Below are 14,781 nucleotides of genomic sequence, written 5' to 3'. Positions count from 1 at the left end.
GAAAATAAAGTAGTTTATGTTGAATTTAAATGGCAGAATGAAGAAGAAAGGGACTCGTTCTTGAAATGAAATGTAAGTAAATAATATGTAAAGGAGAAATATATGAAACCATTACAAGGGAAAGTTGCAGTAGTAGCAGGTGGAACACGCGGTGCTGGTAGAGGCATTGCGATGATGCTCGGTGAAGCTGGTGCTACTGTTTATGTGACAGGAAGAAGTACAAAAGGAAACTTATCATCAATGGGAAGAACGGAGACGATCGAAGAAACGGCTGAACTTGTAACGAAACAAGGTGGAAAAGGAATTGCTGTTCGCGTTGATCATACTGTGAAAGAAGAGGTTGAAGCTTTATTTGTAAAAATTGAAAAAGAGCAAAATGGACAGTTAGATATTTTAGTGAATGATGTATGGGGAGGCGATCCACTGACAGAGTGGAATGTCCCATTTTGGGAACATAATTTAGATAATGGAATTCAAATGCAAACAACCGCTGTACATTCTCATATTATAACAAGTCATTACGGTATCCCGCTTATGGTAAAAAATAAGAAAGGGCTCGTTATTGAGATTACAGATGGTGTTGATTACGAATATCGAGGGAATATGTTTTATAGCCTCGCTAAAATTTCCACAATTCATTTAGCTCAGGCAATGGCAAGAGACTTAGCTCCCTACAACATCACATCTGTTGCAGTAAGCCCCGGATTTTTACGCTCTGAAGCGATGTTAGATATATTCGGTGTGACCGAAAGTAATTGGCAAGAAGGAGCAAAAAAAGATCCGCATTTTATTGCATCAGAAACACCATTTTTTATTGGAAGAGCAATTGCCGCTTTAGCGAGCGATTCTAATGTTCATAAGAAAACGGGAAAAGCACTTAGTTCGTGGGGATTAGCAAGAGAATATAAATTTAAAGATATAGATGGAAGACAGCCTGACTGGGGAAAATATTTTGAAGAACATGTAAAACATACTTTATAAAGAGTTTTGATGAATGTAGGAAAGAATAAACATAAATTGTGTTTATTCTGTTTTATAGTTATTACATTCCGTTTTCGATATTTACAGGATTATAAGATTAATGAACATTGACATGTAACCAAAAGGTGTTATATTATATTGAAGTGAAACCAAAAGGTTGTATTTTGAAATTAAGAAAGAAGGAAAAGTAATATGAATACATTACAAGATATTAAGCAAACAATCGTGCTAGAAGCGCCTATTCAAAAAGTATGGGATACAGTATCAACTGCAGAAGGTATTGCATTATGGTTTATGCCAAATGATTTTCAACCAAAAGTAGGACATGAATTTCATATCCAATCTCCTTTTGGACCATCTCCATGTAAAGTATTAGAATTTGATGCTCCTCATCATCTTTCATTTGCATGGGATACAGATGGCTGGATCGTTTCATTCATTTTAAAAGATTTAGGCGATAAGACTGAATTTACACTTATTCATGGTGGCTGGAAAGAGCCTGACTTTATCCTTCCAAAGCCGAATGAGAAAAGTTCTGTTATTCGTGAGAATATGGCATTTGGTTGGATGGCCATCGTGAACGAAAAACTTAAAAAGGTTATTGAAGGCTAAATGTCTCCATCAGCTGAAAATTACGATGTATTCCAAGCGATTGCTGATCCAACTCGTAGAGAAGTACTTCGATTACTGGCTGAAAAAGAATTGCCTATTTCAGAAATAACATCTCATTTTCCGATTAGTCGAACAGCTGTTACAAAACATCTTCACATTCTTTCAGAGGCGAAGTTAGTTAGTGGAAAGAAGGTAGGAAGAGAAAAAATTTATCAGCTGCAACCAGAGCCTTTAAGAGAATTAAAGCAGTGGCTCTCGTTTTACGAACAATTTTGGAATAATAAACTCTCCATTTTGAAACATGTAGTTGAAAATGGGGAGAATAGTGTCTTGAAAATTGTTGAAACAAAATTGAATAGACAAGAGGAATAAAATCATTTTCTTCTATATGAAAAAGAGTATGTTTGGAACAATTCGTTTTGAACATACTCTTTTTCAATTGATAAACACGATTAAAATTAATTTGAAGATGGTAATACTGTGTATAAATTGCTGTAAAAGGAATGGACTATATGAATATTGTTCTTGAAAGCATGATATTAATTGTTACAGGTGTTATCGTTTTAAAATTTGCGGGAAGTAAGTCTCTTAGTCAAATGTCAAGAGCTGAAATTATTGTCATTGTAGGTATTGGACGCATTATAGTAGAACCGGTGTTAAGTAAGAAGGTAGGGACAACAATATTAACCGCGTGTACATTTTCTATTGTTTTACTGATCATTCATTATTTAGAAGTGAAATCACGAAAAGTGGAACGATTTCTAGATGGTAACAAGATTGTTATTATAAAAGATGGAAAAATCTTAAAGAATAACTTAAGCCGCGCTAAACTGACAGAGCAGCAATTATATATGCATTTACGGGTACAAGGAATTCATGACATTCAAACTTTACAGCAAGCAACTGCAGAACCAAACGGGCGCATTGGTTATCAATTAACCGCTCAAGCACAGCCGGTTACACGTGAAGTGTTGGAAAGGGTACTGCGGCAATATATTTCTAAAGAATAAGGAGTATTAATGTGTCTATTTTTGAAAATCTAAAATTATTTCATGTAGCTTTTGTAGTCCAACAATTAAATCTTGATTATTTAGCATGGAGTAACTGATACGCATATATTCGTGTTTCGGTTCATGAACAAAGCAAGCTGCTCCGGGTAAAAAAGAAATGTCAGCTTCATTTGCTTTTTTTAGTAATGTAAATGAATTCATTGAATTCGGAAGGGAAATCCATAAATTAAAGCCGCCTTTTGGTATTTGAAAATGAATTATACCTTTTAAGGAAGCAAGTATTTCTATTGTAGTATCACGACGTATTTGTAAGGCAGTTCGTAGTTTTGCTATATGATTCTTCATTCTTTCTGTCCGTAAAAAAGGTAAAATAGCTTTTTGCGTTAACTGCGGACTTCCTATATCCATTAATGCTTTTGTGGCATATAACCAATCAAATACAGGTCCTTCGGCTAGAATTGCTGCAATACGAATCCCAGGTGCTAACGTTTTGCTAAATCCTTTTAAATAAATCACATGACCATTTGTGTCGAAATATTTAAGGGGAGGCGGAAGTTTAACATCATCAAAATAAATCTCACTAAAAGAGTCATCTTCTATAATAAAAAAGTGATAAAGTTCTGCTAACTCTATAAGTTCTTTTCGTCTTTGTTCACTCATTAATATCCCAGTAGGGTTATGAAAGGCAGGATTTACGTATAACAAAACTGGTTTATTCTTTTGACATACCTCATCTAATAAATCAGAACGGATGCCTTGTTCATCAAGCACAATGGAAATAACGTTGATTCCTTTGTTAACAAACACATCAATGGCTGCACCGTAGCACGGACTTTCTACAATTACCGTGTCCCCTGGTTTTAATAATGTTTGAGTGATTAAATCAATTCCTTGCTGGGCACCACTTGTAATTAATAAATAAACAGGATCAGCGTTCAATCCTTGATAGTCTTTTAAATATGTGCAAATTTCCATGCGAAGCTCTTCATCACCTTGTACAGGTCCGTATGTGGCTAAAATCATTTTGTCTTCGTCTAATATTTTTTGCATTTCGCCTGATAGAAACGGATTAGGTAAAAGGCGTGGGTAGAGAATGGCCTGAGAAAAATCATAATACTTTTTGTGGCGATTGATGATATATTGAGATCTTATTACATTAACAGCTTTCATATGTTGCCAGTCATAAGGAGCATGTATGTTTAGAGGCGTATTTCTTTTTCCTTTTATGTAAACCCCTTTTCCTGGTTGTATGTATACATAACCTTTTGACTCAAGATGTTTATATGCTTTACGAACCGTCAATATACTTATTTTTAAATCCTCTGCCATGGTACGTAGAGAAGGGAGAGCGTCTCCATCCGCTAACATGCCACCTTGAATACGCTGAACGATTTGCTCGCATATTTGCTGGTAGAACGGTATATTAGATTCTTTTCGGAGTACAATCTTCATTATCTCACCTAATCTTCTTTTTATTTTCATTTAAACTGAAAAAAACTTTATAATCAACATAAAATACATACAACTGTTATATAGCTTGATGTACTGTTATACACTGTTTCCTCTATACTCACTTCAAGAATGAAAAGGGGGAAGCAGCATGGTTATTTTTAATTATCTTCTTATTTGTGTCATTTTTGGGACGACATTTTTAACAATTAAAATAGGGATTGTAGCAGGGGCTCCGCCGCTTTTTTCAGCGGGTATTCGTTTCTTTCTCGCAGGCATAATTGTCATCATGTTTTTTATCGTGAAACAGAAGCAAGTCATACCATACCTTTTAACAAAAAGAATTATATTTGCTGGATTTTGTCTTACATTTATGACTTTTGCCACATTATATTGGGCAGAGCAGTACATCTCATCAGGATTAGCAGCTGTTCTTTCGGCTACAGGCCCAATGATGATTTTATTGCTTCAAACGAAACGAACGAAAATGAAATTGAGAAGGGAACAACTTTTTGCCCTTATACTTGCTCTTATAGGAGTTGTATGCATTTCTTTACCAGGGTTACAACAGCAATTTTCTTATACTTGGAGCATTGCTTGCCTTGTTATATTAGTAGGAGAATTTTTCTACGGAATGGGCACTATTCATTCAAAGGAAATTTTAGCAGATTTACTAGATGTCTCGCCATTTTTGATTAATGGTATTCAAATGTTATATGGAGGTCTATTACTAATTGTTTGTTCTCTCTTATTAGAACATCCGAATTTATCTGTCTTAACTACATGGAGCGTTCAATGGCCAATTCTGTATTTAATATTTATAGGTTCAATAGGTGGGCATGGCCTATACTATTGGCTATTATCCAAAACCAATCCTGTATTTCCATCTACTTGGCTTTATGTTTCGCCATTAATCGCTGTTATAATAGGCTATATGTTTTTAGATGAACCAATCAAACCAGTGATGGGAATTGGAGCTTTCTTCATATTAATCGGTGTTTTTATGGCGAATCGATCCACACTTGAGTTGTATTGGAAACATGGAAAGCTATTGAAAAAAGAGATGTAAGGTTTTTATATTTCATTCTTAAAAATGAAAGGACGTTTTCAGACTTATTGTCTGATTGACGTCCTTTTTTCGGTAAGAAAATATTGAATGCTGTCCCATTTTAAGGTCCGCTTTTGACAGAGATTGTCCCATCTACTAATGTATTATTTATAATGAAGATTGATAATTAAAAAGTCTTAATTATTATTGGATAAGAAGCTGAAGTGAATTCAAACTTGCAACATTCTTCATTACAAAGTGGTATGAATGGTACTTTAGACCACCATACCACTGGTTAAAGAAAATACATACGTTGTGGACCTTTTGAGATAGATATAGTTATGTAAAAATGATAACAAGGGGGCAAGGAAGTGTTTAATGATTTTAAAATTATGGATGATCGTCCTGTGTATGTTCAATTAAAAGATTATTTAAAAAAGATGATTATGAAAGGACACTTACTGGAGCATCAAAAGCTTCCATCTACCCGAGAACTTAGTAAATTATTATCGGTCAGCAGAAATACTGTTCTGACTGCTTACGCGGATTTAGAGCAAGCTGGTCTAATATATGCAATAAAGGGAAAAGGAAATTTTGTAGGAGAAATTGAAACGTCCAAAACTCCATCCATCGAACTAAACTGGAAAGAAAAGATAAATGAAGCTACTTTGCTAGCTGATGAATTAGATTTAATGAAGCACGGCGTTCGTTGGGAAAAAGGTATGATTTCCTTCAATAGCATCGCTCCGGACGAAAAGCTGTTTGATGTTGAAAATTTTAAACGGGCTTTTCTGACTCGAATGTCTATTGAAGGAGACATCGTATTGAACTACGGATATGCCAAAGGCTATAAACCTCTAATTGATTACCTTCTTCACTATATGGAAATGAAAGGAGTAGACATTTCCAATAAAGATATTCTTATTACGAATGGATTCACCGAGGGCTTGGATATTTTATTGTCTTCTTTAGCTAAAAAATCTAGACGTATTATTTGTGAAAACCCTACTCATCATGCGGCACTAAAACTTTTTCGTTTACATGGATTTGATATACACGGGATAGAAATGAAGGATGATGGTATTGATATTGATCAAGTTGAGAAAAGCTTATCCGAAACGGACTTTGATTTTGCATACTTAATCCCGTCTTATCACAATCCGACTGGGATTGTCACATCCTCGGAAAAAAGAACTGAGATTATGAAACTTTTTTCAAAATATCGAATTCCTATCGTGGAGGATGGGTTTAATGAGGAATTACGTTATTCAGGTTCTCATTTAGCTCCTTTAATGACTTTTGCTGGACCTGGCAACAATGTTGTCTATATTAGCAGTTTTTCAAAAATTCTTTTTCCAGGGTTACGTGTTGGATGGATTTTAGCAGATAAGGAATTAATCCACTGTTTGGAAAGTGTGAAAAGGGCGCGAACGATTCATACATCAACACTGGATCAGGCAGTGCTTTATCAATATTTACATGATGGTTATTTCGAAAAATATTTAAAAAAGGCGAGGTCAGTTTATAAGAAAAAATATGAGCTAGCCGTTCATACTTGCAATCAATATATTCCTTTTAAAAGAATGACTGGAAATGGTGGACTACATCTTTTTATAGAATTAGAAAAAGGACTGGATTCACGTATGCTTTTGAAAAAATGCTATCAAAAGGGAGTTGTTTTTTCTCCAGGAGATGTTTTTTACTCAGATGGAGGAGGAAGTAATACATTTCGATTAGGATTCTCGCGGTTAAAAGAAGAGGATATTGTTCATGGAATTAAAATAATTGGTGATACCTTAAAAAATGAAAATTGGGAGTTGGAAAAATGAAAGTTGGCGTGATTATGGGAGGCGTATCTTCCGAAAGACAAGTGTCCCTCATGACTGGGGAAGAAATGATTGCACATTTGGATAATAGTAAGTACGAAGTTGTTCCTATTAGACTTAATGACAAAAAAGAGCTTGTTGAAAAGATAAGCAACCTTGATATTGCGCTGTTAGCACTTCATGGAAAATACGGAGAAGACGGCACGATTCAAGGTACACTAGAAACTCTCGGCGTTCCATATACCGGAAGTAACATGCTATCAAGCGGTATTTGTATGGATAAAAATATGTCAAAAAAAATGATTCGTTATGAGGGTATTCAAACACCGGATTGGCTTCATATTTCAAATATGGAAGATCTTCAACTTGAAGAAATAGACAAAATGGGATATCCATTAGTTGTAAAACCAAATTCAGGTGGTTCTAGTGTAGGAGTAAAAATCGTATATGATAAGGATGCTTTATTATCCTCGCTTGTGGAGGTATTCAAATGGGATTCTGAAATTGTAATTGAAAAATATATAAAGGGCGAAGAAATTACTTGTTCCATTTTGGACGGAAAACTTTTACCGATTATTTCAATTCAACATACGGCAGAGTTTTTTGACTATCATGCAAAATACGATGATGCGGCTACGATTGAAGAGATTGTGGAACTTCCAGTCACAACTCAAAAACGTGTCGCTGAGGCTGCAATGGCATGCTATAAGGCATTAAAATGCAGTGTTTATGCTCGAGTTGATATGATTATAAAAGATGGAATCCCATATGTCATGGAAGTGAATACATTGCCAGGGATGACAAAAAATAGCTTACTACCAAAAAGCGCTCAAGCGGTGGGAATCTCTTATAGCAAGCTATTGGATATGATTATTGAAGTCTCTTTACAGACTAGGAGAAACGAAGGTTTTTAAACTAGAAATAGAATGGAAAGCAACTATTGAGTTAGGAGTTTAGACCGATGAGTTCGAGATATGGAAGAGATACAATTGTTGAAGTGAATTTAGATGCTGTAAAACATAATGTGAGTGAATTTAAAAAGCGTGTGAACGATGAAAATATTACAATGATGGCAGCTGTCAAAGCGAATGGGTATGGCCATGGAGCAGTTCAAGTGGCGAAAGCAGCAATTGAAGCAGGAATTCATCAACTTGCTGTTGCATTTGTAGATGAAGGAATTGAACTGCGCGAGGCAGGAGTGACTGTACCGATTTTAGTTTTAGGCTATACGTCGGTTGAAGCTGTTAAAGATGCTATTGAGTATAATATCATGATAACGGTATATAGAATAGAGGATTTAAAGGGTATCAATGATATTGCTAATCAGCTTGAAAAGAGCGCACGCATTCAAGTGAAAATCGATACAGGAATGAGCCGTATTGGTCTACAAGAAGATGAAGTCTTGCTGTTTTTAGAAGAACTAAAAAACATGAAACATATAGAAGTAGAAGGTATGTTTACACATTACTCTACAGCTGATGAAGCTGATAAAACATATACAAATATGCAAACGGGTTTATTTGAGCAAGCTGTAAATACAGCAAAAGAGCTAGGAATTCATCTTCCTTATATTCACAGTTCAAACAGTGCTGGATCAATGGAGCTTGGTAATACGTTTCAAAATATGGTTCGTGTTGGAATTGGTATTTATGGTATGTATCCTTCAAAAGAGGTAGATCATACAGCCGTGTCTTTAAAGCCTGCATTATCATTAAAGTCGAAAGTAGCTCATATTAAGCAAGCGAAAAAAAATCGTGGTGTAAGTTACGGGAATAAGTATGTAACAACGGGTGAGGAATGGATTGTGACTGTACCAATTGGATATGCGGATGGTTACAATCGTCAATTATCAAATAAAGGATATGCATTGATTAACGGAATTCGTGTGCCTGTTCTTGGCCGTGTTTGTATGGATCAATTAATGTTGGATGTTACAAAGGCAATGCCTGTACATGTTGGTGATGAAGTGGTTTTTTATGGAAGTCAAGGCAAGGAATCGCTTAATGTAGATGAGATTGCAGATACATTAGGTACGATTAACTATGAGGTTACTTGTATGTTAAGTAGAAGGATACCTCGTATTTATATAAAAGATGATAAGCCAATTGAAATAATAAACGAACTACGAAAAAGTCTATAATACAGATAAGGACGTCTTAAGACATGTTGTCTTATGGACGTCCTTTTTTCGGTAATACAATATTGAATGATGTACCTTCCGAAAGTTCGCTTTCGACAGAAATTGTGCCATTATGAGCAAGTACAAGTTTATAGACAATCGCCATTCCAAGTCCAGTACCTTCAGAGGAAGAATCAGTTGTTGTTCCACGGTAATATTGTTGAAAAAGATTTTCTAGCATATGAGAGGACATGCCAACGCCATTGTCCATAATATGGATTACTACATTTTTGTCATCGTCAGAAAGTGTTGTGTATATATCGGTGTGTTCAGGATTGTGTAAAATTGAATTCATTAAAATGTTTTGTAAGATACGCTGCATAAATTTATAATCAAATTCAGCGTGAATGACATGTGTTTTCGTTTTAAAATGAAGACTATAGTTCGTCGCTTGTGGATCGTGACTAATATCGGCAACAACTCGTTTTGTAAATTCAACTAAATCTTGATTCGCCTTATTTAACGGTAACTTACCTTCAGTACAATTTAATTGTAAGACGAGGCTTAAATCTTGAATTAATTCTTCCATATGTTTTCCTTTATCATCAATTTCTTGGATAAAAGATTGAACCTCTTCTTTTGACCACTCATACTGATCATTTAATAAAAGTGCCGAATATCCCTTAATATATGTTAGTGGTGTTTTTAAATCATGCGAAATACCAGCAATCCATTCTTGTTTGGCGTTCTCTATTTTTTCTCTTTCTATTTCAGAAGCTTGTAATTTTCCAGCTAATATTTGGAGCTGTTGAAGTACCTCTTGATATAGTAGATAACGCTTACGAAGTTTTCCTTTTCGTGTATAAACCCTTTGCAAATCTATAGGTTGCTTATAGTTTTCTTGTGAGAGTTGATGGATCCAAGTCATTATGAATCCAATTGGACCACCAAAATACCATCCAAATAAGACAATACAAATAATTGTACTAATAACAAAAATCCCGGCTACAAACAAACCTTCAGTGTTTTCATTAACAATGATACCGAACAGCGGAAGAATACCTTCAACAATAATGACAATGCAAAAACCGGTTACAAGCATCCAAAGAATAAGTCCTATTGCTAAATGGAATGTAAATCGAGTTTTTATTCGCATATAAGTGCCTCATTTGGAGGAATAAATTTATAGCCAATTCCTCGTAAATTTACAATGATTTTTGGTTTGCGTGTATCATCCCCAAGTTTTTTTCGCAGTTTGGATATATGGATCGTGACGGTTTTTTCTTCTCCAAAAACATCGTTTCCCCATACAAATTCGTAAAGCTGAGCAGTCGTGAAAATACGATTCGGATTTTTGCAAAAGAAATGTAGTAATTCCAGTTCTTTTGCTGTGCATTCTACCGAATGATTTTTAACTGTTAATGTCGCAGATTCAGGATTAAAAGTGAAGTAGTCATAATTGTATAAAGTACTTTGTTGTTGTGAACTCTCATACATTTTTTGACGACGAAGGATGACTTTAATTCGAGCTATTACTTCTAAAGGATTAAAAGGTTTTGTAATATAATCATCTCCGCCTATTCCTAAACCGGTCAATTTATCGAAGTCAGTTGAGCGCGCACTAATAAAAATGATGGGTGTACTTGTATTTTTTCGAATTTCCGTACATAGTTCAAATCCACTTATATCTGGGAGCATGATATCAAGCAAAATAATATCATATACATTTTCTTTGATACGTTGCAGCGCATCTTTGCCTGTTGAGGTAGTTTCTATATGAATGAAATTCTCTTTCCTTAGTATTATTTCTAATAATTTCAATATACCAACTTCATCATCTATTACTAATATTTTTGCAGATTCCATTTCAAATTCCCCTCATTTCAAATTCATCATATCAATTTATTTTCTGTAGATGTGTATCCTAATAAAAAAATATTACAAGCATTTTCCATAGAGTTTACTTTGATTTTACTTTCATTCGTTATGCTTATTTTAACATATCGATATAAAGTAGGAGGGACAATGAGTGGAAACTATTATTAAAATTAACAAATTAAGTAAGTCGTTTAAGGGAACTGAAACGGTTTCTAATGTCAATATGAAAATTAACAGAGGAGAAATTTATGGTTTTCTAGGACCAAATGGGGCTGGAAAAACAACTATTATGAAGATGATCTTAAATTTAGTAAAACCATCTTCAGGTGAAATCATTGTATTAAATCAGCCTGTTTTACCAACATCTTATCAATATTTAGAAAAAATAGGCAGCATCATTGAATACCCAGTGTTTTATGATCGGTTAACAGCAAAGGGAAATTTAGACTTTCACTGTGAATACATCGGATATCATGATAAAAGAGCGGTGGGGGAAGTTTTAGAAATTGTTGGACTTAAAGAGGTGGCAAATAAAAAAATTCATGAATTTTCTTTAGGGATGAAGCAACGATTAGGGATTGCGCGGGCAATTGTTACGAAACCAGAAATTTTAATTCTTGATGAACCTATCAATGGACTTGATCCAATTGGTATTAAAGACATTCGAGAGCTCTTATTACATTTAAAAAAGGAATATAGAATTACCATTTTAATTTCAAGTCATATTGTCTCAGAAATTGAATCTATTGCAGATACTATAGGCATTATTAATCAGGGTGAATTATTAAAAGAAGTAAAAATGGAAGAGATCAGAAAAGAAAATATCGAATATCTTGAAATTGAAGTAGACAATTTGAAGAAAACGACACAGGTGTTGGAAGGTAAATTGGGAATTAAAAAGTATGAAATAGTGAACCAAAATACGATTCTGATTTTTGAACAAGCCATTTCTCAATATCAAATCAATAAAGAATTGATATTGGATGAAGTCATAGTAAAGAGAATTGAAAGAAAACAACACAATTTAGAAGAGTACTTTTTAAACCTTATTAATGGAGGCGGTCAACATGTTTAAACTTATGAAACTAGAATGGAAAAAACATCTCTTATCCAGCTATTTTAAAGGACTAGCGATTTGTATTGTAGGAATTTTCGTTGCTGTCGGTCTTATGGCAGTGGGTTCTAAAGGTGAGAGTGAACAAATGTTTCCAGATTATGCCGGATTTATGACTTTAACGAATACTCTTATTCGAATAACATTTATAATTTTTTCAAGTGTAATTTTGTCGCGTTTAGTAATTGATGAATATAAAAGCAAAACGATTCAATTCGTGTTTACCTATCCACTACAACGGAAAAAATTACTTCCAGCTAAATTATCAATTGTATTTGCATTTTGCTTTTTTAGCATAATTTTCACTACTTTTATTATCAGTATGTTAACTTTTTTCTTAAACCTAATTATAGGATTCTTCGAAACACCTGTTAGTATGAATGAAATAATTGCTACAATTCCAACTACTATTATTCATGCATTTATGATGGCGGGAGTAAGTTTGATTCCTTTATATTTTGGTATGAGAAAAAAATCAACAGCTACAACAATTACCTCAGCTGTATTAATGAGCTTTTTAATAAACTCAACTGTTACAAATAACGGTAGTTCGACTAGTTTATTCGAATTTATTGGAGTACCAATTGCATTCTGTCTACTCGGTCTATTAATAGGCTACCTATCTTATTATAAAATTGACGAAATTGATGTTGCTTAAATAAAAAAGAGATGGAATAATACTCAAATTCAGTAAGGGATGGCGAATAAAAATTGAAAAAAATGATACTAACTTGCACTGCATTAATTGTAACTGGAGGATTAATTTTTAGTTTTAAAGAAGTAAGAGGAAAGAGTTTTGAAAAAGAAAACTCCTTAGATGCAGATAGTATTGAAGAAATAGAGATAAACAACGAATCTTGGGATATTGAGTTCAAAAATACGAAATCAAAAAAAATAACAATCGAAGTTAAAGGAAAACAAAAGGACAAGAAAAGAGATCCTGTAACAATTAATAATGATGGAAAGAAAATAAAAATTAATCAGAAAGACCAAAAGGGAATACTTGAAGGATTCAGTTTTGGGAAGAAAGGTACTATCTATATTTCTATCCCAAAGAATGAAATAGATACAATTACATTAAATAATAGTTTCGGTGATATAAAAATGAATGATGTAGCCACTAAAAATATTGTAATTTCAAATGACTCTGGTGCTGAAAAAATTGAAGGACTGTCAGCAGATAACGGTAAATTCACATCAAAAGATGGGGAATTAAGTTTGAAGGATAGTTCGTTACAGGAATTAACAGTAGCTTCTACTACTGGTGATAATTATATTTCAAATGTGACTAGTCCTAGAATAAAAGTTACCTCAACAGATGGTGAAATATCAATTAAAAATGCAAAAGAAGAAAAATCATTGTTTGTAGAAACAAAATCAGGAGATATCGCTGTATCTTATAAAGAATCTCCAACTTCATTAATGCTTACTGTTAATAGTCTTTCATCTGATACAACAGTTAATCTAGGGAGTTTTAAGAAAAAAAGGGATACTGAAAAATCAAAAGAAGGAACCATTGGTGATGCAGCGAATAAATTAGAGGTTTTAAGTAAAGAAGGAACTATAAAGATAAATTAACATATTTGCTGATTTGAAATAAAGCTTGGCTCAAAAGATTAATTGTATTTGGAAACAAACAATAAGAACCCATTTTGAACAAATTTTTAAATGGGTTCTTATTGTTCAAATCATATTTAAGTTTTATAAAAAAGTTCGATCATTTTCTTTGTTCTTTTTTGTTGAACTTACATTACAATGATAAAAAAATTAAACTTCTTTTTTTGCCTGTATTCTTAGATAATGAAGTAACTCCCTTGATGCAAACTCAACAAACCCGCTGATAAAATCTAATTTATCCTCTGCTAAAAAGGGAGTATAACCTTGAGGATTTCCAACATAACCTTTGGGAGCAATCGATTTAGTTCTTTCGCCTCCTTTTTGCCACTCTTCCTGATCTTCCTTACTTAATAGCCTAGGGGATAGTTCCTTGATTTTTTCTTTTCTCACCAAATCGGGAAAATATTTTAGGAATCGTGCTGTCCCCTGCGCTCCTGCGTGAAAATCTGGATAGTGAGGAGGGGGCTCGAACGAACCAAAGGAAAAATCGATATCAAAAATCAAAAATTCTTCTTGATCTTTTGTGATCCCTAGCTGATTCGCTAACAAATTAGCAATAACCGAACGAACATCAATATTTAGTGTTTGCCTTGTCTTTCTAATTGCTCCTATCAGCGCATCACCATGCTGTTGATCTCCGTGTATATCAACGACAAATATATGCTTTGCTCCCCATCTGAATAGGGATTCCCACATATCGAATAAGACTGCATGTACGGTTTCCTTTCTTGATGTAAAAGAACCGGGAAATGCACCCGTAACATGATTTACACCAAAATAATAAGGAGGTGCTATTATAGCTGGAATGTTCTCTTTTTCTAATCTTTTCTTTATATAACGACAAATATAATGGCTCTCGTAAATATCTACCCCCGTAGGTAAGTGGGGCCCTTGTTGTTCAATTACACCAGTCGGTGACAGCACCACTGCACCTTTTTGTAATGCCTCTTCAATTTCTAGCCATGTCATATCAGCAACAGTATCTTTGAAAATAGAATACATGAATCTACCCCATTTCATATATTTGAATTAAGTTATTCAATTTGTAGGCTGTAATTAAGGGGAATAACTTAATTATATAGTTAGAAATTCACCTTCTATAATCATTATTCCTTTTGCATACCTTG

Annotated in this window: 15 protein-coding genes; 11 read left to right on the top strand and 4 right to left on the bottom strand. The window is 34.0% G+C overall.

Features of this window, described 5'->3' with window-relative positions:
* The first annotated feature begins 102 nt into the window (after positions 1-102).
* The 4 genes from BR72_RS06965 (at position 103) to BR72_RS06950 (ending at position 2,603) form a co-directional block, all read left to right on the top strand.
* On the top strand, positions 103-981 hold the full coding sequence (locus BR72_RS06965) for an SDR family oxidoreductase (RefSeq protein WP_035431352.1): 879 nt from the start codon (positions 103-105) through the stop codon (positions 979-981).
* Between the two features lie 192 nt (positions 982-1,173).
* Positions 1,174-1,593, top strand: a complete 420-nt coding sequence (locus tag BR72_RS06960; RefSeq protein WP_035431349.1) for an SRPBCC family protein — start codon at positions 1,174-1,176, stop codon at positions 1,591-1,593.
* Positions 1,594-1,965, top strand: coding sequence for an ArsR/SmtB family transcription factor (locus BR72_RS06955; RefSeq protein WP_035431347.1), 372 nt, complete (start codon positions 1,594-1,596; stop codon positions 1,963-1,965). It begins immediately after the preceding gene.
* 140 nt (positions 1,966-2,105) lie between these two features.
* The gene (locus BR72_RS06950; protein ID WP_035431345.1) at positions 2,106-2,603 is read left to right on the top strand and encodes a DUF421 domain-containing protein; all 498 of its coding nucleotides are present in this window, start codon (positions 2,106-2,108) and stop codon (positions 2,601-2,603) included.
* A gap of 15 nt (positions 2,604-2,618) precedes the next feature.
* Here the strand turns inward: BR72_RS06950 and pdxR (BR72_RS06945) are convergent, their stop codons facing one another.
* Complete coding sequence (pdxR, locus tag BR72_RS06945) at positions 2,619-4,055, bottom strand: MocR-like pyridoxine biosynthesis transcription factor PdxR (protein WP_035431343.1); 1,437 nt, start codon at positions 4,053-4,055, stop codon at positions 2,619-2,621.
* Positions 4,056-4,203: 148 nt separating this feature from the next.
* On the opposite strand from pdxR (BR72_RS06945), the gene BR72_RS06940 reads away from it, so the two are divergent.
* From BR72_RS06940 to alr, 4 genes are all read left to right on the top strand, one after another.
* Positions 4,204-5,121: a DMT family transporter gene (locus BR72_RS06940; RefSeq protein ID WP_035431341.1), complete on the top strand. Its 918-nt coding sequence runs from the start codon at positions 4,204-4,206 to the stop codon at positions 5,119-5,121.
* A gap of 350 nt (positions 5,122-5,471) precedes the next feature.
* Positions 5,472-6,929 carry a MocR-like pyridoxine biosynthesis transcription factor PdxR gene (pdxR, locus tag BR72_RS06935; protein ID WP_035431339.1) on the top strand — a complete coding sequence of 486 codons (1,458 nt, stop codon included), beginning with the start codon at positions 5,472-5,474 and terminating at the stop codon, positions 6,927-6,929.
* Positions 6,926-7,840, top strand: a complete 915-nt coding sequence (locus tag BR72_RS06930; RefSeq protein ID WP_035431338.1) for a D-alanine--D-alanine ligase — start codon at positions 6,926-6,928, stop codon at positions 7,838-7,840. The genes pdxR (BR72_RS06935) and BR72_RS06930 overlap by 4 nt, the downstream gene beginning before the upstream one ends.
* Positions 7,841-7,887: 47 nt before the next feature.
* Entirely contained in the window at positions 7,888-9,066 is a 1,179-nt protein-coding gene (alr, locus tag BR72_RS06925; protein ID WP_035431337.1) for an alanine racemase, read from the top strand.
* 31 nt (positions 9,067-9,097) lie between these two features.
* On the opposite strand, the gene BR72_RS06920 is transcribed toward alr, so the two are convergent.
* Both BR72_RS06920 and BR72_RS06915 read right to left on the bottom strand, forming a co-directional pair.
* Positions 9,098-10,201 (bottom strand): sensor histidine kinase, encoded by a 1,104-nt coding sequence (locus BR72_RS06920; RefSeq protein ID WP_035431335.1) that lies wholly within the window; start codon positions 10,199-10,201, stop codon positions 9,098-9,100.
* Complete coding sequence (locus BR72_RS06915) at positions 10,192-10,911, bottom strand: response regulator transcription factor (protein ID WP_035431333.1); 720 nt, start codon at positions 10,909-10,911, stop codon at positions 10,192-10,194. The genes BR72_RS06920 and BR72_RS06915 overlap by 10 nt, the downstream gene beginning before the upstream one ends.
* Before the next feature lie 163 nt (positions 10,912-11,074).
* On the opposite strand from BR72_RS06915, the gene BR72_RS06910 reads away from it, so the two are divergent.
* The 3 genes from BR72_RS06910 to BR72_RS06900 are packed head-to-tail and all read left to right on the top strand — an operon-like array spanning position 11,075 to position 13,615.
* Positions 11,075-11,998, top strand: coding sequence for an ABC transporter ATP-binding protein (locus BR72_RS06910; protein WP_035431332.1), 924 nt, complete (start codon positions 11,075-11,077; stop codon positions 11,996-11,998).
* Positions 11,991-12,695 (top strand): ABC transporter permease, encoded by a 705-nt coding sequence (locus tag BR72_RS06905; RefSeq protein WP_035431330.1) that lies wholly within the window; start codon positions 11,991-11,993, stop codon positions 12,693-12,695. The genes BR72_RS06910 and BR72_RS06905 overlap by 8 nt, the downstream gene beginning before the upstream one ends.
* A gap of 53 nt (positions 12,696-12,748) precedes the next feature.
* The gene (locus tag BR72_RS06900) at positions 12,749-13,615 is read left to right on the top strand and encodes a DUF4097 family beta strand repeat-containing protein (protein ID WP_035431327.1); all 867 of its coding nucleotides are present in this window, start codon (positions 12,749-12,751) and stop codon (positions 13,613-13,615) included.
* 189 nt (positions 13,616-13,804) lie between these two features.
* Here the strand turns inward: BR72_RS06900 and BR72_RS24895 are convergent, their stop codons facing one another.
* Positions 13,805-14,656: a creatininase family protein gene (locus BR72_RS24895; protein ID WP_051957243.1), complete on the bottom strand. Its 852-nt coding sequence runs from the start codon at positions 14,654-14,656 to the stop codon at positions 13,805-13,807.
* Between the last annotated feature and the right edge of the window lie 125 nt (positions 14,657-14,781).

Source organism: Bacillus sp. UNC322MFChir4.1 (assembly GCF_000746135.1).
GTDB lineage: Bacteria > Bacillota > Bacilli > Bacillales > Bacillaceae_G > Bacillus_A.
Note: the sequence above shows the minus strand (reverse complement) of the source record. Positions and strands in the feature narration are given on the sequence as shown.